General features: G+C 58.0%; 18 protein-coding genes and 6 pseudogenes. 8 read left to right on the top strand and 16 right to left on the bottom strand.

Annotated features, from left to right (window positions below; genetic code table 11):
* Positions 1–219: 219 nt before the first annotated feature.
* Positions 220–798 carry a DDE-type integrase/transposase/recombinase gene (locus tag X741_RS01000000166730; protein WP_084018624.1) on the bottom strand — a complete coding sequence of 193 codons (579 nt, stop codon included), beginning with the start codon at positions 796–798 and terminating at the stop codon, positions 220–222.
* A gap of 44 nt (positions 799–842) precedes the next feature.
* On the bottom strand, positions 843–2,090 hold the full coding sequence (locus tag X741_RS151085; RefSeq protein ID WP_031250134.1) for a Xaa-Pro peptidase family protein: 1,248 nt from the start codon (positions 2,088–2,090) through the stop codon (positions 843–845).
* Positions 2,091–2,364: 274 nt separating this feature from the next.
* Between X741_RS151085 and X741_RS1000000170405 the strand changes: the two are divergent.
* A pseudogene (locus X741_RS1000000170405) lies at positions 2,365–2,463 on the top strand (IS6 family transposase); the annotation flags it as partial.
* Between the two features lie 214 nt (positions 2,464–2,677).
* On the opposite strand, the pseudogene X741_RS1000000171670 reads toward X741_RS1000000170405, so the two are convergent.
* From X741_RS1000000171670 to X741_RS151125, 10 genes and pseudogenes are all read right to left on the bottom strand, one after another.
* Positions 2,678–2,854, bottom strand: a pseudogene (locus X741_RS1000000171670) (transposase); the annotation flags it as partial.
* The gene (locus X741_RS151090) at positions 2,800–4,944 is read right to left on the bottom strand and encodes an ABC transporter ATP-binding protein (protein ID WP_023778295.1); all 2,145 of its coding nucleotides are present in this window, start codon (positions 4,942–4,944) and stop codon (positions 2,800–2,802) included. The gene X741_RS151090 and the pseudogene X741_RS1000000171670, both read right to left, overlap by 55 nt.
* A 10-nt stretch (positions 4,945–4,954) precedes the next feature.
* Positions 4,955–6,154: an ABC transporter permease gene (locus tag X741_RS151095; protein WP_023778294.1), complete on the bottom strand. Its 1,200-nt coding sequence runs from the start codon at positions 6,152–6,154 to the stop codon at positions 4,955–4,957.
* 9 nt (positions 6,155–6,163) lie between these two features.
* Positions 6,164–7,201: an ABC transporter permease gene (locus tag X741_RS151100; RefSeq protein WP_023778293.1), complete on the bottom strand. Its 1,038-nt coding sequence runs from the start codon at positions 7,199–7,201 to the stop codon at positions 6,164–6,166.
* 367 nt (positions 7,202–7,568) lie between these two features.
* Positions 7,569–8,891 carry a 4-aminobutyrate--2-oxoglutarate transaminase gene (gene gabT, locus X741_RS151105; protein WP_023778292.1) on the bottom strand — a complete coding sequence of 441 codons (1,323 nt, stop codon included), beginning with the start codon at positions 8,889–8,891 and terminating at the stop codon, positions 7,569–7,571.
* 85 nt (positions 8,892–8,976) lie between these two features.
* Positions 8,977–9,291, bottom strand: coding sequence for an SDR family NAD(P)-dependent oxidoreductase (locus X741_RS1000000169825; protein ID WP_245272733.1), 315 nt, complete (start codon positions 9,289–9,291; stop codon positions 8,977–8,979).
* Positions 9,292–9,393: 102 nt separating this feature from the next.
* Positions 9,394–10,869 (bottom strand): M81 family metallopeptidase, encoded by a 1,476-nt coding sequence (locus tag X741_RS151110; protein ID WP_023778291.1) that lies wholly within the window; start codon positions 10,867–10,869, stop codon positions 9,394–9,396.
* 235 nt (positions 10,870–11,104) lie between these two features.
* Positions 11,105–11,920 (bottom strand): enoyl-CoA hydratase-related protein, encoded by an 816-nt coding sequence (locus tag X741_RS151115; RefSeq protein WP_023778290.1) that lies wholly within the window; start codon positions 11,918–11,920, stop codon positions 11,105–11,107.
* On the bottom strand, positions 11,917–14,109 hold the full coding sequence (locus X741_RS151120; RefSeq protein ID WP_023778289.1) for an acetate--CoA ligase: 2,193 nt from the start codon (positions 14,107–14,109) through the stop codon (positions 11,917–11,919). The genes X741_RS151115 and X741_RS151120 overlap by 4 nt, the downstream gene beginning before the upstream one ends.
* 1 nt (position 14,110) lies before the next feature.
* The gene (locus X741_RS151125; RefSeq protein WP_198023965.1) at positions 14,111–14,890 is read right to left on the bottom strand and encodes an enoyl-CoA hydratase/isomerase family protein; all 780 of its coding nucleotides are present in this window, start codon (positions 14,888–14,890) and stop codon (positions 14,111–14,113) included.
* A 324-nt stretch (positions 14,891–15,214) separates the two neighbouring features.
* Between X741_RS151125 and X741_RS151130 the strand changes: the two genes are divergently transcribed.
* Together X741_RS151130 and X741_RS151135 are read left to right on the top strand one after the other, a co-directional pair.
* A complete protein-coding gene (locus X741_RS151130) occupies positions 15,215–16,228 on the top strand; it encodes a MurR/RpiR family transcriptional regulator (RefSeq protein ID WP_023778287.1) in 1,014 nt (337 codons plus the stop codon).
* Positions 16,229–16,576: 348 nt separating this feature from the next.
* Positions 16,577–17,701 (top strand): serine hydrolase domain-containing protein, encoded by a 1,125-nt coding sequence (locus X741_RS151135; RefSeq protein WP_023778286.1) that lies wholly within the window; start codon positions 16,577–16,579, stop codon positions 17,699–17,701.
* Between the two features lie 15 nt (positions 17,702–17,716).
* Here X741_RS151135 and X741_RS1000000168500 read toward each other — a convergent pair.
* Positions 17,717–18,145: pseudogene (locus tag X741_RS1000000168500) on the bottom strand (transposase); the annotation flags it as partial.
* Between the two features lie 102 nt (positions 18,146–18,247).
* On the bottom strand, positions 18,248–19,486 hold the full coding sequence (gene ltrA / locus X741_RS151140) for a group II intron reverse transcriptase/maturase (protein ID WP_023778284.1): 1,239 nt from the start codon (positions 19,484–19,486) through the stop codon (positions 18,248–18,250).
* A 746-nt stretch (positions 19,487–20,232) separates the two neighbouring features.
* Here ltrA and X741_RS1000000170395 point away from each other — a divergent pair.
* The 5 genes and pseudogenes from X741_RS1000000170395 to X741_RS01000000166725 all read left to right on the top strand — a co-directional run.
* Positions 20,233–20,496, top strand: a pseudogene (locus tag X741_RS1000000170395) (site-specific integrase); the annotation flags it as partial.
* Positions 20,497–20,641: 145 nt separating this feature from the next.
* Positions 20,642–20,755: pseudogene (locus X741_RS1000000171665) on the top strand (EamA/RhaT family transporter); the annotation flags it as partial.
* A 539-nt stretch (positions 20,756–21,294) separates the two neighbouring features.
* The gene (locus X741_RS151150; RefSeq protein ID WP_023778282.1) at positions 21,295–22,947 is read left to right on the top strand and encodes an ABC transporter substrate-binding protein; all 1,653 of its coding nucleotides are present in this window, start codon (positions 21,295–21,297) and stop codon (positions 22,945–22,947) included.
* Positions 22,948–23,261: 314 nt separating this feature from the next.
* On the top strand, positions 23,262–23,606 hold the full coding sequence (gene tnpB, locus X741_RS1000000168490) for an IS66 family insertion sequence element accessory protein TnpB (RefSeq protein ID WP_084018616.1): 345 nt from the start codon (positions 23,262–23,264) through the stop codon (positions 23,604–23,606).
* A gap of 44 nt (positions 23,607–23,650) precedes the next feature.
* Positions 23,651–25,100 (top strand): annotated as a pseudogene (locus X741_RS01000000166725) (IS66 family transposase); the annotation flags it as partial.
* A gap of 104 nt (positions 25,101–25,204) precedes the next feature.
* On the opposite strand, the gene X741_RS1000000171000 reads toward X741_RS01000000166725, so the two are convergent.
* Positions 25,205–25,327 (bottom strand): helix-turn-helix domain-containing protein, encoded by a 123-nt coding sequence (locus tag X741_RS1000000171000; RefSeq protein WP_245272732.1) that lies wholly within the window; start codon positions 25,325–25,327, stop codon positions 25,205–25,207.
* 326 nt (positions 25,328–25,653) lie between these two features.
* Entirely contained in the window at positions 25,654–26,130 is a 477-nt protein-coding gene (locus X741_RS1000000170995) for a hypothetical protein (RefSeq protein ID WP_023778280.1), read from the bottom strand.
* Positions 26,131–26,242: the final 112 nt, after the last annotated feature.

Below are 26,242 nucleotides of genomic sequence, written 5' to 3'. Positions count from 1 at the left end.
CGGGCGCCATTAGAGTGCGCACCGACGCCCCGTACCGAATCGCGGAGCTGTGCCCGTTTCAACATGCTAAATTACCCCAAAATATGGATTGAAACAAATGTTGCATACAGATGATCCTGAGTCAACTGTTCCGATCGGGGGAAAGCCGGTTTCCATCCTGGAGATCGCAGCCGGTGTTGTCACGTTAAGTCGCTCTGCCTGAGAAGCCTTGAGGCGTCTTTAGTTTTCAGGCGACGCAGGCCGCAATTTTCCAGGCATCGAAGACCTCGAGGCGATGGTAGCGAACTGGTTGTGCAGCACTGCGGCAGAAGGGAACTGAAAAGCAGTTGCGGGTAGCTGAGTGCATGAGACGAAACGTTGCAACGCTCCCGGCCGTCGGTGGCCTTGCATGGTTCGTTCGCGTTTTCGAAACGGCAGATGGCTGTTCTCGGCGCGATTGTTGAGGCGCTTGTGCGACCAATTGGTCAAGACCGGGCGCCACTTCAGTCTTTGCCGCACCGTAGGAGCGAAGCTTTCGGTGACGATCCGCTTCGGAACAAAACCATAGAGATTCATCAACGTGACCAGCAGGCGCTTTGCCGCCGCCTTGTCGCGTCGCTTCTGCGAGATTTCCACGAGAACGGTGCCCTGATCCACCGCGCGCCAGAGCCAGAACTGCCTGCCAGCGCATTTCACAACGACTTCGTCCAGATACAAAACATCGCCGGGGCGCGCCTGCCGTCGCCGCAGGTTNGACCGCCTAAGCAACGATCTGCGGCGGAAACCAATGGGGTTTGAACCGATATCTGATGTCTGCATCGCCCAAAAACCTGACAACACCCCAGATAGTATCTCGGTTGGAATCAGCTCAGGAGACGCTCTTCAAACGGGTATGTTGAAAGCACTTCATACCCCTCGGAGGTTACAAGGAGCTGCTCCTCCAGCTTTACACCATCCCTTTCGCCGACGGCACCAATATAACTTTCGACGCATATGACCATGCCTGCTTCGAGAGTCGCATCGTACGCTACCGGACCACGGAATGATGGTTTAACTTGAGGATATTCGTCGCACATTCCAACTCCGTGGATCACGCAGCTGTAAGCCTGCTGCCGAAATTCTTCGGGTACCGGCCAGGCTGCCGCCTGCAGATCCTTCATGCTGACGCCTGGACGTATGAGCTTCATGTTTGTATGCAATTCGTCATAGGCGAATCGATACAGCTGCCGCTGCCGAGCGCTAGGCCGATCCTTCCCGTAGTAGAATGTCCGTGAAACATCGCAGAAATACCCAAATGGCCCCACCATATCTGTGTCAAATCCTACCAGGTCTCCCGGTTCGATGACTCGTTGGGTGGCTTCCTGCAGCCACGGATTAATGCGCGGCCCGGAAGCGAGCATCCGTCCCTCATGCCAGCCACCCTGGTTGGCGAGGTTGGTATAGTTGATAAGTCCCCAAAGCTGCACTTCCGTCACGCCTGGCCCCATGCTCGCCTGCATACGCGCAATGCCGTGCTCGGCTACGGCGCATGCCCAGCGGATGCAGGCTATCTCGTCTTCCGATTTGATAACCCGTGCCCCTTCCATGATGTTGACGGCGTCAATAACCTCGAGGCCGCGCTGAAGCAGCGCTTGGGTTATGCTCGGGTTGACATACTCCACGGCCACTTTGCGATTGGCTGTACCGATTTCGCTCAGGAACCCAACAATGTCGTCCGCGAGAATTCTCGCGTTGTCCACCAGTTCGTTGCCGCCGTCAAAAAACGAAATCGGTCTCCCCGGCCTGACGCCGTCCGCGGAAGATCCTTTGCTGTATGCATTGTGAAGCGTGATTGGCCCATCGAGGGGAAAAAAGAGATAGGTGCTGGGAATATGTGACTGATATAACGGGAAAGTATTGTAGTCGACCGCATAGCGAATGGTAATTGGACTCACTATAACACACAACGCGACACCGGCTTCACGCATTGCCGCTCTTATGCGAGCCTTCCGGTATCCATCGAGCCTTCGAAAATCAATATCCGGCATTGGTCGAAACTGCCGCAGGTCACTCCAGTTGTCACGGAGGAGCAGCCCATCCGGACCTGGTGAAACCAATTTGGTATCGTTCATAGCGACCTCATAGCTTGTCCTTGCGATGCTGCTAGCCAGCGAAGCGGGAACTCTAGGACAGCGACCGATCGAACATCAAATGAGTATTAATGGTGGATCGGATAACCAGGGGTCATGACCATGTTCAAGGGCCAGCTTCAACTCGGTCGGAGCCGGCGCTAACGTCATATCTGTCTCTTGGTGTCAGGTTAACCGGCGTGCGGTTGCTTGTGTGTCGGATTGAACGCAATTTTGGGCGATGCAGACATCAGATATCAGTTTCAAACGTCCTTGGTTTCCGCCGCTCGTTGCTCACGCGGTCTGGCTTTACCTACGGTTCAACCTGAGTCTGGGTGAAGTTGAGGAAATGCTGCTCGAACATGGAATCGATGTCATATGAAACGGTCCCCCGTTTGGACGGCCAAGTTCGGACCCCAGATCGTATGCAACCTGCGGCGACGGCAGGCGCGCCCGGCAATGTTTGGTATCTGGACGAACTCGTTGTGAAGTACTTCAGAGTGCGATCGCGCAGTAGCCTGCGTATTCCGATGAAGCCGGCCACCGATTCCGGTCTGACCCTTTGATGGCTGGTCGAGAATCTGCCTACAGAGATCGATCCGATCCCGTCGGTGGCTATTGGCGAGAAAGCCGAAGTGGCGCATGCGGTAGAAGCCGTCAGGGAGCGCATGCAGAAGAAAACGCCGGATAATCCGCACTCCTCCGACTGCCCTTATCGCGGTATCGATTGCCCCGGCTTCTCTGTATCCACAGCGTGCGCAGTGAATCTAACCACTGGCTCCTGTCTAGCCAATTGATCATCGTCGAGCCAGCAAAGGCTGCGATGGTTGTTTCCCAGATCCCTTAGAGGCGGCAACTCTCTTTCGCAGCGGTTCTCGGGAACAAACTTCTTCCATCGACAGCGCGTCTGGAACGGACAGCCCGGCGGCGGGTTCATCGCCGAAGGGATGTCCCCTTCGAGCACGATTCGCTTTTTCACCACGCTGGTGTCAGCGATCGGGATCGCCGACAAGAGCGCTTCCGTATAGGGGTGGTAAGGAGGCGAAAAGATCTGGTCTGTCGTGCCCTGTTCGACGATGTGGCCAAGATACATGACCACCACCCGATCAGCTATGTAGCGGACGACAGACAGGTCGTGGCTGATGAATAGCAACGTCGTCTTGTTCCTGCGTTGGATGTCCATCAACAGTTCAGTCACCGCCGCCTGCACCGAGACGTCGAGAGCGGAAACCGGCTCGTCGGCCACGACCAATTTAGCGCCGCCTGCGAAGGCCCGAGCTATGCCAATTCGCTGTTTCTGTCCACCGGAAAGCTGGCGGGGCTTGCGGTTCTCGAAAGCTCGCGGAAGCTTGACCAGATCTAGCAATTCTAGCATTTTCTGACGCCGCTCGGCCCGCGTGTTCCCAACGTTGAACTTCTCCAACGTGCGGATGATCTGCGAGCCTACCGCATGGCTTGGGTTGAGAGTGTCAAAAGGATTCTGAAACACCATCTGGATGGAGGAAACCGTTTGCACGTCGCGCGCCTCAATGCCCGTCGACTGGATTTGCTGTTCGCAAAGCTTCACGGTGCCGGCGCTTGCGGTTTCGAGCCCGAGCAGCACTTTGGCCAGCGTGGACTTGCCGCAACCGGACTCGCCGACGATAGCCACAGTCTCGGATTGCCTCGCCTCGAAGGTGACATTCTCGATGGCCTTGACGGTGCGCATTTGCCCCCTGCCGAAGATCGAGTTCGCCGCGACGTGGTAGTATTTCTTCAAGCTACTAACCTTGAGAACTGGCGCGCCCGGCTTCACCGGCTCGCGCACCCTTTCAGCGCCCTCAGGAAGCGCAGCCCAATCGATTTCATTGAACCTCACACAGCGGCTATAGTGGCCCTCGTGCCCCTCAACTGGGATCATGGGGATTTCGTCGGCGTCGCAACGGCCTCGCACGAAGTGATGGCAGCGTGGACCAAAATTGCAGCCGCGCGGCCGCTCATGCGGCAGAGGAAGCTGGCCCGGGATGGCGACTATCGGCTGAGAATTTTTGTCCGCCCCTGGCCGAGGTATCGATCGAAAAAGTCCTTGCGTATAGGGGTGGCGCATCCTGTCGAACACGTCGGAGACTGTACCCGTCTCCACCGCCTCGCCAGAATACATCACCGTGATCCGGTCGCAGGTCTCCAGGATCAGCCCGAGATTGTGTGACACGAATATCATCGAGGTGCCGAAGCGGGTACCGAGATCCCTGACCAGTTCAATGATGCCTGCCTCGACTGTCACATCGAGGGCCGTTGTGGGCTCGTCCAGGAGGAGCAGTGCGGGTTTCGAGAGCAACGCCATGCCGATGACTATGCGCTGCTGCTGACCGCCGGAAAGCTGGTGGGGGTAGGATCGCATTATGCGTTCCGGATCGGGCAGGCGGACCGCCTTCAGCATGTCGAGCGAGCGGCGATACGCCTCCTGCTTCGACACTTTCTCGTGAAGGACAGGCACTTCCATCAGTTGCTCCCCGACATTCATGGCGGGGTTCAGGCTCGCCATGGGCTCCTGATATACCATGGCTATCTTGTGGCCGCGGATCGCACGGAGCTCCACATCAGACATGTCGCCCATGTCCCTGCCTTGGAAATTAATGCGGCCACCGACAATCTTCCCGAGGCCGGGAAGGTCGCGCATGATACCAAGCGAAACCGTAGACTTGCCGCAGCCCGATTCCCCCACGATCCCCATGGACTCCCCAGGCATTACGGTGCAGGAAAAGTCCATTACGGCGGGAATCTCGCCGCTCTTGGTAAAGAAAGAGATCGACAGGTTTTCGATCTCGATGATGGGTTGGGCGCTTGCGACAGACATCAGTTTGACAGCTTCGTTCATAGGCGGCCTCTCAATCTTTGAGCGATTCTTCGCGAAGTGCGTCAGCTAGAAGGTTCAGCCCTAGCACAAAGGACATGAGCGCGATCGCCGGAGGTAGTGCCGGATGGATATAGGCGCGCAGGAACCGGCTCGCATCCTTGATGGCGGTTCCCCAATCAGGACTATCAGGCGGGACCCCGAGCCCAAAATAGCCCAGGGTTCCGAGCAAGATCGTCGTGTAGCCGACGCGCAAGCAGGCATCGACAACCAGCGGGCCTCGAGTATTTGGCAATATCTCCCAAATCATGATGTACCAGGCGCTCTCGCCGCGGGTCTGGGCAGCCGCGATGTAATCGCGCGTTTTGATGTCCATGACGAGGCCGCGTACGATGCGAAACACGCTGGGTGAAGAGCCGAGCACCACGCCTACAAAAATGTTAAGGTAGTTCGCACTAACGTGTATGACGCCAAGCGGGTCGGCGTCGAAGATCACGCCAATATACATCCAGACGCCGATCAGAACAGTAATCCCGGTAAGAAAGTAGTACCGATCCGGACGGCTTTTGAATCGAGTATGGAATAAGGTCAAAAAGAATACGATGGGAATCAGAAAGATGACCGCCGCGAACGACCTAGCAATCGACATTCCAATGCCTGTCGCCTCGCTGAACCAATTGTCGAACGACAGCTCACGAACATCCGGCGTCACCAGCAAGTAAAACAGCAAAATGACGGGGAATGCCAATAACAGATTGACGAAGAAGGATAAAATAGAATCGACGCGGCCGCCGTAATATCCCGCTGGTAAGCCGAGGCCGATCCCCGCAATTAGTGCAAAAGCTGTGGCGGCCGGTGCGATCGACATCACAATTCGGCTACCGTAGACCATGCGACTGAACACATCCCGCGCAAGCATGTCACCGCCAAAATAGTAAACTCCGCTGCCGTCAGGGACGATGGTTCCCGGCAACGCCCCCTTCATGACCGCGACTTGGCTGAGGGGATCGAAGGGCGCGATGATAGGAGCGAAGATGGCTGTAAATACCCAGAAGAGGCAGATAACAACGCCACAGAGGCCGACGCCCGTTCTGAAAAGGTCGCCATAGAGTCCAAGCTGTTTACGAAAGCCTATGCTGAACGCAAGCCAAACAGCCATGGCGATCCAGACCGGCAAGAACTGTCCCAGGACCCCAAGGCCTATGTTGAACCATCCCATGATCTGAAACTGCACAGACGCCTCCTATTGCACACGAATGCGCGGATTGAGATAAACGTAGCCAATATCGGAGATCAGCTGAGTCAGCAGCACAACCACCACCGACACCAGTGAGCAGCCTAGCAGGAGGTCAGTGTCATTGTTGGCCGCTGCGTCGTTCAATATAAAGCCAAACCCTTGGTAGCGAAACATCGTCTCCACTACCACCACGCCGGTGAGCAGCCACGGGAACTGAAGCATGATTATCGTGAAAGGTGTGATCAGTGCATTACGCAGTGCGTGTTTGAACACCACTCTGGGAAAAGAGAGGCCCTTTAGTCGAGCAGTGCGGATGTACTGCTGCGTCATCACTTCGACCATCGACGCTCGCGTCATGCGGGCTATGTAGCCTATATCGGCGATGGCCATCGTTATTACCGGCAATGCGAAATTGTAGAAGGTAAGGCCTTGTCCGGCCGCCGAAGCCGCCGATCCGTTCAACCATCCGAGCCAGGAAGCGAAGATCACTGTGAGGAGGACGCCGGAAACGTATTCAGGAGTGGCTGTAGTTACAATCGAGATGACGGACAGTGTCCTGTCTGTTGGAGTCCCCTCGCGCATTCCGGCAAGAATGCCCATCAGTAATGAAATCGGCACGATCGTCGCCAGTGCCCAGAACATCAGCTTACTTGTGGCAACCAACGCTGGTACAATTTTGGCGGAAACGGTGGTCCTGAATTTGGTCGAACAGCCGAAGTCACCTTGTAGCACGCCGGAAAACTGGCGAGACTCGGATCCGCTGCAAAAGCCGAATCTGAGTGTCGGATTGCCCGTGTTCGGATCGAGGCTAGGATCTTTGGGCCACAGGCCGACCCATTCGGCGTAGCGCTTGAAGAACGGCTCGCGATAGCCATTTGCCTGAAGCCATTTTTCTACGTCCACGGCGTTGGCGCGATTATTCGTCTGACTCAGCGCCAGCTTCTTAAGGTTGGGTTCTAGGTTTACCATGTAAAAGACTATCAGCGTCAAACTGAGCATAGTCAGCGCCATCACGCCGAGACGCCGCAAAATAAAACCGTGCATTATGTCCTCATCAATTCTGACGCGTGGACCCAGCCCAAAATCTTAGCCGTCATGAGCTGATTGGAACAGCCGACTAAGGATGCCTCTGGCTTTATTGTCCTCGTAGTTCACCGAATACCGAATTGTGATTTGGCTTACTAAGACGCACAACACCACCCTGGAGTCGCGTACAGCAGCTCCAAGGGTGCTCTTTCTGATACATGTCGAGCCGTAGGAAGTCAGGTGTCTGTCCCAACCGTCGCAAGTCGCTTCAATCGTCGCGAATTACGAATTCCGGTTCTTATCATGGAATTCGTCATATACGTCATTCCCCTTTCGAATACCTGATTGATTGGACCCGATGCGTCTTGTTGGTCTACAGTTCCTACTAGACCTGAACGGCGGCAGGGAAGTTGGAAGCTCCGCCCTCGGAGACGACAGCATCAAGCGCATCCTGGAAGATACTTAAGGCCTCGTCAATTAGTGCATCAGAAATGGTCAGCGGAAGTAGCAGGCGAATGACATTGAAGTGTCGACCTGCTGACACCAGTAACAAGCCGCGATTGGCGGCCTCTTTGATCACTTGAGCAGTGAGGGATCGCGCTGGATAGCGAGTCTCGGCATCGTTGACCAATTCAACGCCGATCATCGCACCCAAGCCGCGAATGTCGCCAATAATCGAACGATGCTTATTCTGAATTCGCTGAAAGCCAGCCGTGAAACGAGCGCCGATTGCGCGGGCCCGATCGAGCAAGCCCTCCGCATCCAAAACGTCTATTGCCGCCAACGCAGCCGCACACGCCAGCGGATTGCCGGCATAGGTGCCACCAAGGCCTCCGACGCCAGGAGCGTCCATTATCTCCGCTCTTCCAACCACGGCCGAGATGGGAAGGCCTGCACCCAACCCTTTGCCCATGGCGATCAAATCTGGCTCAATCCCCATATGTTCTACGGCGAACAAAGAACCAGTTCTGCCGAAGCCAGACTGGACCTCATCGACGACGAGCACTATGCCATGTCGGTCGCAGAGCCCTCTGAGACCTTTCATAAACTCGGCTGGGGCAGGGATGAAACCACCTTCCCCCTGAAGCGGCTCGATGACGAAGGCAGCGATCGCAGTTGCCTCGATTTCCGTTTCGAAGACCGTGTCCAATGCCGAAAGGCAGTGCTCGACATCAATGCCCCTATACAGATCTGGGAAAGGCGCCCGATAGATGCCGCCGGGAAACGGTCCGAAGGACTGTTTGTATGGTATTACTTTTCCTGTCATCGCCATCGTCAATAGGGTGCGGCCGTGAAAGGAGCCGCCAAAAACAACAATCCCGTGTCGCTTTGTGTACGCACGAGCGATCTTGACAGCATTTTCGATCGCTTCAGCACCCGTAGTAACAAGTAGCGTCTTGGCACGCCCGCCCACCTTACATCTCTCGTTCAAGAGTTCTGCGAGGGCAATGTAACCCTCATAGGGGATGGTCCCGAAAAACGTGTGGTTGAACCGGCCAAGCTGGGCCTGTATTGCAGCGATAACCTTCGGATGGCAATGTCCAACCGCAAGCGCGCCCACTCCGCCGACTAGGTCGATGTATCGCCGGCCCTCGACGTCCCAAAGCTCGGCGTTCTCGCCGCGATCAGCATATATTGCGTTCGAACAAGACACCCCAAGGGGAAGCGCCGCGATGCGGCGCTCGTCCAAAGCAGCGTTAGATGGCATTCGTTCATTCTCCTGTCAAAGTTCCTAGCGATGTCATGCAATCTGATACGCTGCCCGCCTAGGTATTCATCGCAACATCGTAATGCTACACCCGCGAGCTTACGGCAAATGAGTATTCGTCGTGCGTCGGATAACCAGGAGTCATGAGACCACAATCGGATCCCGGAATCCGACGAAACCATGACCTTCGCTCGTCGCCGGTTTCGAGGATGATACCGCGCGTAATGATGTTCGCATTGTTAACCAGCACATCCAACCGGCCAGCATGGCTGATAGCTGTGTCGATAAGATTCTCGCAATACGCTTTGCTTCGTAAGTCTCCATGGATTGACAAAGGCTTTGTGCCCAGTCCGATTAGCTCGCTGGTCGTTCGAACCGATATTTGATATCTGCATCGCATCACCCAAAAATTGCGTCCAATCCGACACGCAAGCAACCGCATGCCAGGTAACGTGACAACACCAGACCGAGAGGTCACGAGCGGAAAGGAGCGACATAGTTGTCAGGCATGATCGATGAACGGATAAGAGGTTGCGGTCGGAGCGTGCCGGTATGGCAGCGTCTTGAGGTCCGCCGGCCCCCAATCGGGCGTGTCGATGATGACGATCTCCTCTGCCAGAGGCTCGTAGACCGCCCGGAAGTGGGTCTTCGAGCGAAGCACGATGATGGCGAAGTCCTCCACCCGCATACCAAACTGTATGAACGGGTCCTCGTCGATCGCCGTGACAGGATTCGTGGTGACGCTCACGATGATGCCTCCGATGTCAAGCACAGCAGTCGGACCAAGGTCGACTTCGGCGCCGCGACCCATCGTACCTGTCACTGAATAGCGCTTTTCGCCCGCCTGCAGAACCCTCGCCTCGACGGGGATCGGCCCTCCCGACCTTGGCGACGAGCGGCCACCGAGATTTAGGTGAATGGTTTTTCCGACGCCGGCCTCGCATGCAGCGGCTGCGCTTTGCGGGTCCCAGAGGAAGGGCACAGCGGCGTTGCTCGCTCCCTTGCGGATTAACTCACGCAGCACGTGAGTGGAATCTTTCATCCGGTCGGCATGCTCGAGCAGGACAACCGGCGCTTTGGCCGACTTTGTCCGTTCGAGCACGTAAGCCACACCATCCTCCAGATTTCGAACCAGTCCAGGAATGTGGAGTTCGCGACGGGCCTGGCGTATGCTTTCGCTGAGATCAATTGCAGTCCGCTCGGCAAGACTCCGATCGCCGTCGGCAACGACGACGACGGAGAATCCGCAGTTCGGCACGTCTGCATAAGAGAACCCGGCAAATATCGAGACGTCCAACAGTCCGGGAGTGTTGTGGGGAAGCTCGACCGAGCGGGCGACGAAGATCGAAAGCGGGTGCAAAGTCGTCGCGCTAAAGATGCTAGGCACCATCACGCCTGGTCGGGCGATCGCCGTCACGGGGCTTATCTCTCCTCGCATGGTCCTGACAAGGCATTCCGCCGCTCGCCTGCCGGTGTCACCCATGTCGATATGCGGAGAATAATGGTAGCCGAAGGTGGCTGTTGCATCGGAGATCGTCGACGCGTCCAAGTTGCCGTGGTAGTCGAGAGCAAGCATCACCGGCACATCGGGTCCGACCGCGTTGCGTACCACGCGTACGATGTCGCCATCGGGATCGAGGCGCGTCGGAGTTGTGCATGCCCCGTGAAGATCGAGGAGTACGCCGTCAAGCGATCCGTGGTACGCTCTCAGCCCGTCGCCAATGACTTGGCAATAATGGTCGAACGCGTCATCTGCGGCCGGCCCGGCCGCACCGACTGACGTGCTGACAATCGGCACCATCTCAATGCCTTCTCGCTCACAGATTTCGATGAAGCCCCCGAGGACCGTTTCCGTTCCACGGTGATGGCCCACCATTTCGCTTCCGCGCGACTCGTTGCGCTTGAAATCTTCCCGGGTTGTGAGGTTCGGCAGGAAGCTGACCGATTCCAGGCAGAATCCAGCAATGGCTACTTTCATGGATTAGCTCCTCATTTCTTGTCGCAAGATACACGACTTTGGTTTGGTGTGCAACAAGTGTTTCTATTTTGTGCCCGCGAATCGTATGGATCACACAAGGTCAAGAATGCGGGGCGCGAGCCAGTGTGGCCCTGGACAGCGGTGAGTAGCACCCGAACGTTGGTGCACCGCTTGCCAGCGAGAAACTGCTTCGAGTGGCACAGACTGCACGCTACGCAAGTGATACCGGCGGCGGTTAGCTGCCCTGGAAGAGGGCAGGACGTTTGTCCAGGAAGGCTCCGACCGCTTCAACATGGTCCTGTGTATTGTGGCACATGCCCTGAAACACCGCGCAGAGGTCGAGAAAATCAGGCAGGTCCAATCGCCGCGCTGCCTTCAGAAGCCGTTTTGCGAGTCGAAGTGCCTGAGGAGGTTTTCCTGCAATGCTTGCAGCAAGTTGCAGGGCTCGCGACTGCAATTCGGACGCTATCGCGATCTCAAGGACGATTCCCAGTCGTAGAGCTTCCTCGGCGCGCACCAGACGGCCGGTGAAGATCAACTCCGCCGCCCTCTGGGGACCGAGCAGATCCTGCAGGAACCAGGCACCGCCATCTCCCGGTACGATGCCAAAATTGATGAACGTGGAGCCGAATACCACGTCCTCAGCTGCGATACGGATGTCGCACATTGTTGCCAGATCGAAACCGGCACCGATTGCCGCCCCATTGACCGCAGCAATGATGGGGACCTCCAGCTGGTGCACGGCAAGCGCAATTCGTTGGATGCCGCGGCGATAGCGTTCTTGCACCTCCAACACATCGCCAGCGAAGCTTCCCCTACGGTCCCGCATGTCCTTGACGTTGCCGCCGGCGGAAAATGCCTTGCCAGCTCCCGTCAAGACCAATACTGAGACGGCAGCCCCACCATTGATCCAGTCGACCGTCCGCACGATATCGTCGATCAGGGCCGTCCCGGTCAGTTCGTTGCGGACGTCGTCGCGGTCAAGCACGAGCATAGCGACGCGGTCGCTAACCTCGAGTTTCGAGTCGATGAATTTCGGCAGATCGGTCATGCTTCAATCCCTTGCTTCTCTACCGATCGCGTTGTGGAGGACGCGGTGAGAAGGATGCGAACATCCAAGACGGCAAGACCGTCGGGATAGGCATGGATGGGATTGAGGTCGAGTTCGTCGATTTCCGGGAAGGCTTCAACCAAATCCGAGATACTCATCATGAAACCTGCAAGCGCGTCTCGATCAACGGGCGCTCCCCCGCGCATGCCATCGAGAATCGCTTGCGCCTTAATTTCATCCAACATCGCAAAGGCATCGTTTCTTGAGATCGGAAGCGCGCGGAACACCACATCCTTAAGAACTTCGACGAGGACCCCGCCCAGTCCGAACATCATGATGGGACCGTATGTGACATCGCGCACGACGCCGACGATGACCTCGACGCCCCCCTTGGCTGCCATCGGAGTGATGAGGACGCCTGCAATGTTTGGATTGGTTACCGCAGCCTTGGCATTGGCGACGATCTCATGGAAGCCACTGCGCACCGATGCGACGTCGAGGACGTTGAGATGGACGCCGCCCGCCTCCGTCTTGTGCAGTATGTCGCGAGATACGATTTTCATCGCGACGGGCTTTGTGCCGAGACGGCGAAAAGCCTCTTCAGCCTCGTTTTCATCCGCAGCCAGCAAAGCCGGTGTGAGATCCAGGCCAAAGTCGCGCAGGCTAGCTCGCCCTTCGTGTTCCAAAACTACGCGCCTACCCTCGGCTCTGCATCGCGCAAGAACCTGCTCGAAGATTTTCCCGTGCTGCGCCCGCTGTGGCCGCAGCGCTGCAAAGGCGCGGCCCACCTCACCGCACTCCGCCAAAGCTTGCATGCATCGCACCGCCGTTTCCAGGGAGCTATGCACTGGGATCCCCGCGCGGTGCATCTCGAGGAGGGGCAACGGCCGCCGATCTGCCTGAAGCGCATCGTATAGACTGTGTACGATCACGGGCTTGTCGAACCGGCGTACCATTGCGCTGATGAGGTTCGTGGCATCGATTTCTGCGGCGAGCAGGTCTTCTGAGAAACGGACGGCGTAACCGCCGTAGAGTCCTGATATTAGCAGTCCATCCACCATCGGATCCTGCAAGAGAATCTCGGCGCAAGCCGCAAAAACCGAGGGGTCCGAATCCGTGCCTCCGGCTACGTCGACAGGATTGATGACAGACGCGGACGCAGGAAGTATCGCTGCAAGCCGTCGCCGCGTCTCTTCGCTCAGCGGGGCGAGCGCCAGTCCGCGCTCCGACAAGGCGTCGGCGGCAATTGTCGCGTGACCACCGCCATCCGCCAGAATGGCGAGGCGCCGCGAACGCAGGGGCGGCAAAAGCGACAGCGCCTCCGCCATCGGCAGGATCTCATCGGAGCGATGTGCAAGAATAGCGCCGGCTTGCCTCAGCACAGCCTCGCTAACCGCATATTCGCCAGCCAAAGCACCGGTATGAGACTTCGCGGAACTGCGCCCGGCACTTGTCCGACCTGATTTGTAGATGACAACTGGTTTCTCTGTCGAGATACGCCTCAAGGCGTTCAAAAAGCGGCGGCCGTCTTTTAATCCTTCAACGTAGGCAATCACCACATTGGTGTTGGGATCGGCCGCAAAGTAGTCGAGGTACTCGTCGAAGCGGATATCCGCCTCGTTACCTACCCCCACGTAAGTGCTCAAACCCACATGGCCGTTGGCCTGAGCTTCGGTGACGAGGGACAGGGCCATGTTGCCGGATTGGGACAAAAGGCCGATGCTACCCTTCCGTAAGTCCGAAAAGCCGACGAGATTGCAGGCTTTGTGAGTATTGAACATACCTGAGGTGTTTGGCCCGATGATCCTTACACCGCCAGCGCGCGCAGCGGCTAGCATGGCATCCTGGATCTGGCTGCCGTCGTCTCCGGCTTCCGCGAAGCCACCCGCCAGAACCACGGCACCGCGCACTCCCTTGGCCGCGCATTCGGCGATGACCGAGGGGACCGTCGAAGCGGGAGTGCAGACCAACGCAAGGTCGACAGGCCCCGACAAGCTCGCCAGATCGGGTAGACATCTAGCCCCGCAGATTTCACTCTCTTTTGGGTTAATCGGGTAGATCTCCCCGGCATAGCCGTCATCCAAGAGTTTTCTTAGCGACCGATACCCCCTTTTTGCAGGGTTCTTCGACGCGCCGATGATCGCAATGGAGTCGGGGGACAGAATGCTGAGGAGATCATTGGACGGCATGTTACTCCCCCCGAAAAATTGGCGAACGCTTTTCCGCGAAGGCGTCAACGCCCTCCTGCCAATCGCGCGTAGTCGAACAAAACATCATTCCCTCAAGCTCAGCAGTAAGAGCAGAGTCGAACGTCCCGTGAGCAGCTGAAGCCAACTGTTCTTTGGCAAGCTGCATCGAGAATGGCGCCTTCTTTGACAGTTCGCTCGCCAGAGTGCGGATGCCTTCAGCAAACTCCTCGTCGGGGATGCAGCGTGAGGCCAACCCAATCCGGACCGCCTCCGCCCCGTCGATCTGCCGGCCCAAGAAGGTCAGCTCGCGCGCTTTTGCCAAGCCGACAAGTCGGGGAAGGAGATGCGTGACCCCACCGCCGAGGAACGCGCCAAGGCCAACTTCGGGAAATCCGATCCGCGCCGAGGCGGCCATGACAATAAAATCGCAAGCGAGAGCCATCTCGGCACCGGCGCCAAGCGCATAGCCATTGACTCCCGCAATTAGCGGTTTTGGATGTGAGACCAGACGTCTGCACACCCGTTGCTCGCTCATCAGATATTGTCGCCTATCGAAGGCCGCGCGACCCGCCTTGTGCTCCTTCAAATCGGCGCCGACACAAAACGCCCGGCCTTCTCCCGTCAGGACAATGACGCGTACGGTCTTGTCGCGTTCCGCCTCATCAAGAGCCGCCAGGACATCATCGTATAATTTCTGCACCACTGCGTTCAAGCGGTCCGGGCGGTTCAGACGAATTTCGGCGATACCATTCTGGATTTCGTAGGCGACCGTTTCAAACATTATGTACTTCCTATCACCGCTGGGCGGGTGGTCACGGTTGGCAGGCACGATAACAGAGCCGATTTGATTTGCAACACATGTTTCAATCTTTGCCGAGGTGAGCTGCATGGATCATGTTGGAGACGCGGGCCTGCGTCTAGCCGCGTCTAGCTCAAACTCCTGGAAAGAATCCGATTGGCTCAGCCGTGAACAATGATTGAAATATTGAATGACCGACCGCGTTGCCCCCAGCAGCTGCGTTCACGGCCGATCTTGCCCGGACGAAATGTAACATGAAATGAAACGTATGTTGCGCAAGCTATAACGCTACGCTAGGTAGAAGCCATGGCTGACGGACCTTTTTCGGAGCGATTGATCGCCCACTTCGACACAATGTCGGAGCAGTTTCAATTGGCGGCGCGCTATATTATCGACCAACCACATGACGTCGCGTTGCTGTCAATGCGCGACCAGGCGCGTGTGGCCGGGGTCCAGCCGGCTACCATGACGCGATTGGCCAAGCATCTTGGCCTCGAAGGTTACGACGAGCTTCGCGAAATCTATGCTGAGGCCGTTCGCAGCGGCGACGTTGGATTCGCCGGAAAGGCGGATGTACAAGCGATCGCTCAAAAGCGCAAAGGCGACCATGGCCTCGCGCGCGAAATTCTCCGAGCTCAAGCGGCCGAGATTATCCATCTGGCCGAGTTTCAACTTGACGCGATAGTATCAACAGCAAGACGCCTTGCAGCTGCCAAGTGCGTCTATTGCGTCGGATTGAGGTCGAGCCACGCAACTGCTTGGCATCTGCACTACATTCTTTCGATGATTAGGGAAAAGTCTGTTATGCTCGATGCGGTCGGCGGCACCGGTTCGGACGCCTTGGCCCGCGCGTCCCGCAACGACGTGCTCTTCGCGACAAGCGTGTTCCCCTACACGCGTGTCACGGTCGAGATCGCCGAGTATGCGCATCGGCATGGCATTCCGATCGTCGCGATCACCGACAGCGAGGTTGCCCCGCTGGCCCGAGTGGCCGACGATGTCGTTCTTGTGCAGACGAAGAGTCCGTCGTTTTTCCATACGATGACACCAGCGTTCGCGGTCGCTGAAGTGCTGGGCGCGCTGATCGCCGGGCAGGGTGCAGAGGCCGCGCGTGAGTCTCTTCTGCGGTTTGATGCTCATCTTGCGGATTTCAGCACCCACTTGAAATCGAGAACCTGGACTAAAAAGGCCCGCTCGTCTCGTCCGACCTCTCCTACGGCAAAGAAAATTGATGGCAAGGGACGCAACGCAATGCCAGCCGTGCCAGAGCGTTCCTCGAGCGAGACCATGGCCGAGAAGCCTTTGCCGGCGTCGAAGTAGTACTTGCCGACCGTCAGCGGATTCGTTCAAGCCTGAGACCCTTAAAACGAGACCCTCTTGCGCAGATTCTGTTGGCTAACAACGATGATCCTACCGTCGGGGCTCCGCCGGTCGGGCCACCGTGCTCCACAGCCAGTGCCGGTTTGGGGTCCTCGTCCCCGAACCATTCGTAATTGGCCGAGCTCGCTGCGCTCAAGCGCAAAAAGGAAACTCCACCACGGCTCGGTGAAATCAGGGCTGGTGTGAAACATTTGACTTATTTTCAATAGATGTGCTTCAATTGACGCGTCAGAGCTAGTGGGGCTCGGACCGAGAATGCTGCGCTGCTTCGACAATTGTGGAGAACGAATGAGATTTGAACCCATCCTGTACGAATCGAACGTACCTTTCTCGCCCGCGTCGCCCGAAAGCGTGGGCATGTCGCCGCCACCCCTTAGGCGTGCCGTCGAGACTGCACATGCGTGGGTGGACGAGGGCCGCATCGTTGGCGCGGTCATGCTGGTGATCCGCAGGAATCGAATCGTGTTGCACGAGACGGTCGGCTGGAGTGACCGAGAGCGCCAGATTCCCATGAAAATCGACACGATCTTCATGATGCGCTCAATGACTAAGCCGCTTCTCGGCACGGCCATCCTGATGTTGAAGGAGGAGGGGCGGCTGACGCTCCAAGACAGGGTGTCCGCATATCTCCCGGCTTTTGATAATGAGCGTGCGCGCGACATTACGATCTATCAGCTTCTCACTCACAGCTCTGGAATTACCGGCTCGATCGTTGAGAGTATCGGGACCACGCAGTACGCTTCACTGCGGGAGGCGGTTGACGAGGTCGGCCGGAAAGGGCCTGAACATCCCCCGGGCACGCGATACGAATATAGTGATCCGGGCTCAAGCACTCTTGGGGCCGTTGCCGCTGAGATCTCGGGAATGCCTGCCGAAAACTTCATCACGACGCGAATTTTGGAGCCGCTTGGGATGGGCGATTCTTTTTTAGACTTCAAGCTGCAGCCGGGCGATCCACGTACAAGACGTGTGGCCGCCAGCTACCGCCGGGAGAACGGCGAAAGCGGCCCCTGGACAAAGTCCTGGGATAACACGGAACCGGAGGAAGTCCCGTTTTTCCGCGCTTCCGGCGGCCTTTTCGCGTCGGCGATCGACTACGCGAAGTTCTTGTCCTGTATGCTGCATGGTGGGCGCTTCGGCGATCGCCGCTTGCTGTCGGAGGAGACCATCAGACTTGCGACGGGTCCAAGCCCCGTGTCCAAAGAGTACGGTCTCCAGTGGGAGGTTTTCGGCGACAACGTTTTTGGGCACGGGGGGTTCCAAGGCACTTTAGCCTGGGTTGATAGGGCGCATGACCTGATTGGCCTCTACTTGACGCAGTCGCAACAGACGGGGAACGCTACGCGTCCAGAGTTCAAGAAGCTGGTGGAGAGCGCAATCGTGGGTGTTGTAACCTTAAGTCCCTCTGCCTGAGAAGCCTTGAGTCGTCACCCGGATCGGGGTGTCGTCGGCATGCAGAAGGTCGCTTCCCATGATCGCCCTCTCGATGCGCTCAATCAAAGGCTGACGCACCTGCATGACACGACCGCACCAATCGACGTGCTGTCGGGAATGTCGGCACCCATGCGGGCGAAGATTTCGTTCAGGCGATATACGGGGGCAGATGGTCATCGAACTTCGAGACCAGGATGTAAGCCAGAAGTCCGGCCCCTGCCATGCTGCCCGGTATCGGACGGCTTGGTGCGGGCAACTGCACCATTTCTCGCAGCAGCGGCGGGACTTCTTCAAATGAGCGACCTCGAGCACCTTCCCCTGCGTCGCGATCATGTCGAGGATTTCGCTGACGTCTTCACCGACAAGGCGCAGTTCGCCACCACACGCGGTGCAACGGGCGCCAGGATCGAGCTCATTACGCTCCAGAACTCCCTGCGGATTGATCGGGATAGGGGGACGCCTCGCGGCGCCGCCCCTCCCACACCACCGGGCATACGGATCACGTACCACGGCGGTTCGATCGGATTAAGCTTGGGCAGAGACATGGAGGCGAGGGAGACCGAGAGACTCGAAGTAATGGTTGCGCAGGGCCTGTTGGACCGCCGGGTGTCCTGACATGCGCCAGAACCCCGTTGGTGAACCGGCGGCAACCGCAGCTCGGAACTTTGGCACGCCACGACGGCGCAGCTCCTTGTAGCGGTTGTGCCCGTTCCCCCATTGCCGCCAAAGATACATGCGTAGTCTCCGGCGGATCCACGCTTCCAGGTGTGTGAGCACTCGAGGCGTCTGGCAGAAGCCGAAGTAGCCGCGCCAACCGACGAGGTATGGCTTCAGCTCCTTGATCAGCTGCGGCAGACTGATGCCCCGGGTCCGGCGTGTCATGTCCCAGATCCGCGTCTTGAATTTGGCGAGGGCCTTTGGCGCGATGCGCCGCTCGCTCCCGTCATTTGAGATGCTGAACCCAAGGAACTTCCGCTCCTCCGGCCGCGCCACCGCGCTCTTCGCCTCGTTGACCTTCAGCCGCAGCTTCTTGGTCAGGAACCGGCCGACCGAGGCCATGACCCGTTCGCCGGCGCGGCGACTGCGAACATAGATGTTGCAGTCGTCGGCATAGCGGCAGAAGCGGAGACCACGTCGGGCCAGCTCCCTGTCGAGGTCGTCGAGCAGGAGGTTGCTTAGGAGGGGCGAGAGCGGGCCGCCTTGCGGGGTCCCTTCGTCCACTGGACGGACCAAGCCATCCTCCATCACCCCGGCATTGAGGAAAGCCCGGATGAGTTTGAGCGCACGCTTATCGGACACCCTCGCGGCAACGCGCGCCATCAGGCTATCGTGATTGACCCGGTCGAAAAATCTTGCGAGGTCGAGGTCAACCACGTAGCTGAAACCCTCGGCAATGTAGCATTGCGCTTGGGCTACTGCCTGATGAGCGGAGCGTCCCGGGCGGAAGCCGTAGCTGTGCTCCGAGAACGTCGGGTCCCACTGCTCTTGGAGGACCTGCAGCAGGGCTTGCTGGATCAGTCTGTCGACGACGCAAGGCACGCCGAGTTTTCTGACCCCACCCTCCGGCTTGGGGATTTCGACCCGCTTGACCGGCTGCGACTGATAGGTTCCCTCGAGCAATCGAGACCGAATGCTTGGCCAGTGCTCACGCAGGTAGCCCTTGGCGTCGTCGATGGTCATCCCATCCACGCCTGGACCGCCCTTGTTGCTTCGAACGCGTTTCCACGCTGTTTCCAGATTCCCTCGGCTACATACCGTCTCCATTAGCTGTTCTGTCCAAGCCGGGCTTTCGGGTGCCGACTTCGCCACGAGTGGTTCGGCCCCTTGGTAACCGCTGACAGGGGCTTCACCCCGGTCCCTCGGTTCCAGGGCCAGTGAATACTGGGTCTCCTGCCGCTTTCCACTCATGAGTTGCCAGTCCTACTTGCCACTTCCAATCGTTCGGGCCTTCGGTCATCGTTTCCGGCTCGGCCTATCCGTTTGCTCCGCCTTTCGGCCTTGGAGTGCCTCACTAGCCTTGCCGACTGCATCACCTACTACGCCCTCTGCTGACTCCTGCATCACGGTCAGGTCACCTTGCGGTTCCCTCAGTTCCGAAGTCGGAACATGACACAGGCCTCCCCAGGTAAGTTCAATCGCCTTCCCCGCGCACCTGCCGGATCTACAGCCCTGCCCCTTGATGGATATGGACTTCGCGACACGTTGCCCGCTCGTCCGGCCAGGGATGCCTCATATCCGGTTTCTGTTCGTCAGGTCGCGGTTTTGCTCCACGCTTCCTTCAGACACCACCTCGCGGTAATGCCCTTGCGCTTTGCTAAGCCTTCACCTCAGGTTGGCTAGGGGACTTTCACCCCCAAGCGGTTGAACATGCTGGGCACGCAACGAAGCCGCTAGTCGCGGCATTTGGTGCCCGCTTTGAGAGACACCCCCCGTTCAGAGGATTTGGGTGTTGCAAACCCATCCTTCAGACAGGAGATCCAGATGGCCGAGATGAGCCCTCGCGTCGCCGGATGATCGAGGACATGACAGTCCGCGATCTATCTCCGGCCACGCAGCAATCCTACCTTTATGCAGTCGTAAAGTTTAGCCGCTATTTTGGCCGATCGCCTGATCGGCTGGGCCTTGACGATATCCATGCCTTCCAGGTTCACCTCATGTCGAGGGGCATCTCCTGGTCGGGATTGAACTAGATCGTCTGCGCACTCCGGTTCCTGTATGGCGTAACGCTCGGCCGGGACACAATCCCGGAGCATATTGCGTATCCCCAGCGTCCCGCCATGTCCTTGCAGCAGCCCCTCGATCCGTTTGATTGAAGGGACTCCTTGGTGTCGACAGCATGTTTCTGCAGATCGGTTGCTGGGCTGTGGCCATCGGTTTGGGAATGTCAGGGGGTAACCGTGTCCATCATTTACGCGCTTCCAACCGCTGCTAACCGCTGCGGTGGCGGGTCTTCTATTGGGCGAGCGCGTCGCCGCGCGCGAATGGATAAGCCTCGCTATCGCCTTCGCCGGCGTATGGATCGTAAGCGGCTAGGGAGGAGTCTCGGCGCTTTCGTGCCCCGCACGGTGTAGGGTGCGGCGCCGGGTAACTTGCAGGTTAGGTCGGCGCCGCGCCTGCTTTAACGATTTGGGAAAGGATTAAAGCACGCGCTGCGACTCTACCAGCGCCCAGGCGCTTCACCAACAAGCATCGGGCGAAAAATCCGGACGCTGTGCGACCTCGCGGAAACATGTACTTCCTGCTGGCACCGGATGCGCGTACCTCCAGACGACCGTCTACACCTGTTCTGGCCTGCCACCCGCGTGATAACATTTTGTCTTGTGGGGCATGACTTTTTATGCAGTTGTTTAGGAGCTCGCCCGCCGTTAGCGTTTTCTGAACCAATCAGGCGCGACAGGCTTCAGGCTAGGCCCAGGTTCCAGTCGGACAGGGCGTCCATCACTACTTTTCGGGTAGCGTACGGATGGCGTTCGAGAATATTCGAGCAGATAGGCCAGTTCTTTTGAACACGTCACGGTGCGGCGCTACCGCGCTGGCAGGCCACTTTTGGTTAACAATTTTGGGAGGTTTAAATGCGATTGTTTAGCAATGGTGGTGACCGAACGCCCAAGTTTCTTGAGAATCTTGCCGAGGACGTAAAGAGGGGCCGGATGGACCGGCGCGAGTTCCTGGCCCTCGCTTCCATCTTTGGTGCGTCGACAGCCATGGCCTATTCGATGCTGGGGGCAATGCCGGCGGCACATGCCGAAGATGCGCCCAAGAAAGGAGGAATTCTGCGAATTGCCATGTTGGTTTATGGTGCGAAGGATCCCCGCGTAAATGACTATTCTGAAATAGCCAACATCTACCGCCAATTCCTTGAACCTTTGGTCAAGTATACCGGTGAATACACATTTGAACCCCGGCTTCTGGAAAGTTGGGGGACGAACGACGATGCGACGGAATACCTTCTGCGCCTACGACGAGGTGTCAAGTGGAACAATGGCGACGAGTTCAACGCCGACGATGTGATGTTTAACCTGCTGCGCTGGTGCGAAAGGGACGTACCTGGAAACTCGATGGCGGCGCGCATGGCCGCGCTCATTGATGAAAAGACTGGCAAGGCGCTAGAAGGCGCTATCACGAAAGCTGACGATTACACGATTAGACTCAAACTGCCTAAACCCGACATCACGATCATCCCTGGGCTTGCTGACTATCCAGCCCTGATTGTGCACCGCGACTACGAAAAGAAAGGGTCGAACATCGTTGCACATCCCGTAGGCACGGGGCCGTTCGAACTGGTTTCATGGGACGTCGGCCAAAAGGCCGTTCTGAAGCGTCGAACACACGGAAGCTGGTGGGGTGGTGAAGTCTACCTGGACGAAGTGCAGTTCATCGACTATGGCAGCGACCCCTCCGCTCTTCTCAGCGCCTTCGAATCTGGCGAAATTGATGCGAACTACCAAACGTTCGCGAATAACGTAGCCGTATACGATGGCCTCGGGTTGGTTAAGTCAGAGGCCAAGACCGCAACGACGCTTGTGTGCCGCACACAGGTCACAAACAAACCCTACGACGACCAGCGCGTACGAAATGCATTGCAGTTGGCAGTCGACAATAGTGCTGTGCTGCAAATTGCCTACAATGGATACGGCACGGTAGCTGCGAACTATCATGTCGCACCATTGCACCCCGAATTTTACCCAGTCCCAGAAAAGAAACGCGATCTTGGTGCTGCCAAGGGCCTTATGGCCGAAGCGGGTCAGATGGACTTCCAGCACGATATCATCACCGATGACGAGGATTGGCTCAAGGACACGGGCGATGTGATTGCCGCGCAGTTGCGTGAGGCGGGGTTCAAGGTGAAGCGGACAGTTCTGCCCGCTAGCACATTTTACAATGATTGGTTGAAGTACCCTCTTTCTATAACAAACTGGAATCATCGACCATTGGGAGTACAGACGCTAGTACTCGCCTATCGCGGTGGCGCAGCATGGAATGAGACAGCATGGTCCAGCCCAGAATTTGATAAGAAGTTGGACGGGGCGTTGACAGTGCTGGATACCGAGAAGCGCAAAGCACTCATGCAAGATGTTGAAACGCTTCTGCAGGATTCCGGCATCATCATCCAGCCCTATTGGCTTTCCTTGTTTAACCATTCGACAAAGCACGTTAGGGGCTACGCGATGCACCCAACATTCGAGATCGACCTCGGTAAGGTTTGGCTCGATCGGGCCGCATGAGATCGGCCAAAACTGTGGTATAGTAGCTTTGTCGGATTCGACAATGCCCATGACGCTATTTTAACCTCCGCTTGCCAGAAGGGCGTTCTGACGAGACGTCATGTTATAGCCCGCGCGGTCAGAGCATTCTGCCCTAGCAGCCACGGGATGGCTCGGTATGCCGATTTCATAGTGCAGCCGCGACCTTAGTTGAGCGTTCCGTGGTTTTGAATCATATCAGGCAGCGTCGGCTAGGCGGCAAACTCATAAACTGAGTTTAGTTTTGTGACGAGTGATTCAAGGCTTCTTTTGGAGGCTTGAATGGAAATGCTGCGATGATCCCGACAGAAGGCGTGCGTGTGTGGTTAGCCACAGGCTACACCGACATGAGATGTGGCTTTCCATCACTGGCGCTACGGGTGCAGGAGGTCCTCAAACACAATCCCCTTGGGGGCAACCTGTTTTGCTTCAGGGGGAAACGCGGAAATTTGTTGAAGGTCATCTGGCATGATGGCCAAGGAGCCTGCCTGTTCACAAAAAGACTTGATCGCGGCCGCTTCATATGGCCGACAGTTGAGGGTGGAGCTGTGACAGTATCTCCCGCGCAGCTGAGTTATCTCTTGTCTGGGATAGACTGGCGCAACCCTCAGGAAACGTGGCGTGCAACTCGGGTTGGATAGCATTTTTTTATTGAAAATACGATGGAATGTGATTCAATCGGGACATGACTTCGAAGCCGGTTGAGCTCCCCTCGGATCTTGCCAGCGCCTACGTGGCGCTGCTGGCTGAGCGTGAGGCGTTGCAGGCTGAACGCGATGTGGCGGTCGCGGATGTGCCAGCTGGCAGGCTGAAGCCGCCAACGCGCAGGCCATGCTGTCCGACACCGAGGCCCGGATTGCGTATCTCGAGCTGCGCATCGAGAAGCTGAAACGCGAACTGTACGGGCAGCGCTCCGAGCGCACGACGCGGCTGATCGAGCAGTTGGAATTGGAACTCGAAGACCTCGTGACCGCGGCGACCGAGGACGAGCTTGCCGCGCAGGCCGCGGCGGCGAAGACGCAGAAGGTCCGACCGTTCACGCGCAAGCGACCTGTGCGCAAGCCATGGCCGGATGACATCGAACACGAGCGCGTCGTCATCGACCCTCCAACTGCCTGCGCCTGCTGCGGCGGATTGCGGCTGTCGAAACTGGGTGAGGATGTGACCGAGACGCTGGAAGAGATTCTGCGCCGCTTCAAGCTGATCGCGACGGTGCGCGAAAAGTTCACTTGCCGCGATTGCGAGAAGATCACCCAGCCGCCGGCGCCGTTCCATGCCACGCCGCGCGGCTTCATCGGTCCCCAACTGCTGGCGACAATCCTGTTCGACAAGTTCGGCATGCATGCTCCACTCAACCGCCAGAGCGCGCGCTTCAAGGCCGAGGGCATCGGCCTGCCGCTGTCGACGCTGGCCGATCAGGTCGGCCACGGAACCTTCGCCGCATGCCGCTCTTCCAGCTGATCGAGCGCCATGTGCTCGCGGCCGAGCGCCTTCATGGCGACGACACCACCATCCGCATCCTGGCGAAGGGCAAGTGCGCGACCGGGCGCATCTGGACCTATACGCGCGACGACCGGCCCTTCGCCGGGCCTGCGCCGCCGGCGGCGATCTATTACGCCTCGAGCGACAGGCGCGGGGAGCATCCTCAGAAACATCTGGCCGGATTCAGCGGCATCCTTCAGTGCGACTGTTACAGTGGCTTTGAGCCGCTGTTCGACCCGCAGCGGAAGCAGCAGCCGATCACGCCGGCATTTTGCTACGCCCATGCGCGACGCGGATTCTTCGAATTGGCCGACATCGCGGAAAAGGCCCGGGATGGCAAGAAGGGCAAACCGATCTCCCTGATCGCGCTGGAGGCGGTCAGACGCCTCGACGCGCTGTTCGAGATCGAGCGCGCCATCAACGGCCGCAGCGCTGACGAGCGGTATGCCGTGCGCCAGGAACAGAGCAAACCACTTCTCGACGACATGCACGCCTGGTTGCTCCGCGAGCGCGATACCCTCTCGCGCTCTTCCGAGGTCCTGAAGCCGATCAATTACATGCTCAGGCGCTGGGCCGACTTCGCCCGCTTCATCGACGACGGCAGGATCTGCCTCAGCAACAACGCGGCCGAAAGAGCGCTGCGTGGCATTGCTGGTCCCACGTCATAATGCCCATCTCGCTACGTTACTGGAAGACAAAGGTCTTCTGCTCCGGATTTGATGATGACGGCCCGTTGAGACATGGGCCGCGTGTTCGATCAGATGCGAATTTTCGATATCCCGTCGTTTGATGACTCAAGGGGCGCCTTTGCATTATTGCTGGGAGGGATGATGCCGGCGCGAATCTGACGAAGGACCGTCGCAGGGCTCAGATTGAGCATCCTGGCGGCTTCGGTCAACGTGACTTCGCCGCGCTCGGCCCATTCGCATCCCTGTAGACCGCGATGCCGTGCGTGTTGCGGAAGCCCCGCACACGCGACTGCGACCATCCCTTCGATCGACCTGTCCGCTTTCCTGTCGGGCATCAGTCGCGCGCAAGCGCGGATAACTCAACCGTCTCCGGCTCGACCGACCACCGCGTTTGACCCCGTCGGCTCTTTTCACCGTCAGGCGGGTATGATCGCCGCCCTGCCAATGCAACAACAGATGAATCTGGTCACCCTCGACGTGTGCCACGACCTCGCGCAACACGACCCGGATGATGCGCTTACGCGTGACAGCAGTGGCCGCCGGATAATGCCACGCGGCTTGCAGGTCGGCCTTGGAATAGGCGCTGGCGCTCCTCGGCGCCTAAAGCGGCCGGCCGCTGTCGGACCAGGGCCTCCAGTTCTTCCTCGATTGCGCGTACGGCCGCGAGGGTGCCGTTCCACCGTCGCTCGAGTTGGTGAGCAACCAGACGATTCTCAGGGTCGGCCGTGTCATACTGCCGGCGCGCTCTGATTGCCTTATATCGCGCCTGTTCGAGCGCCAACTCGATCTGGCGCTGTTTTTCGCCAGACTGATACTCGCGCTGCGCGATCGCCTGGATGGCCGCTTCAACGCCGAGCGGCTGCAGCAGCCGCACGATCTCGGCTCCCACCGCCTCATCGACCCGTAATGCGCCAAACGAGATACAGGAATCACCGTCGGGATTGCTCCGGGTCGCGTCACACTTATAGCGGCCGACATCAGCCTGGCGCATCATAGCCAACAAGCAGCCGGCAGCCGCAATGATCGCAACGCAAAAGCCCGGCGAGCCAAAGCCTCTCCCTTGCGCACCGGCCCGCGCACCATCATGCCCTTGCCGTTGGCATTGT

Source organism: Mesorhizobium sp. LNHC221B00, assembly GCF_000502935.1.
Taxonomy (GTDB): Bacteria; Pseudomonadota; Alphaproteobacteria; order Rhizobiales; family Rhizobiaceae; genus Mesorhizobium; species Mesorhizobium opportunistum.
The sequence above is the reverse complement of the archived record's forward strand: the minus strand, read 5'-3'. Positions and strand labels throughout refer to the sequence as shown.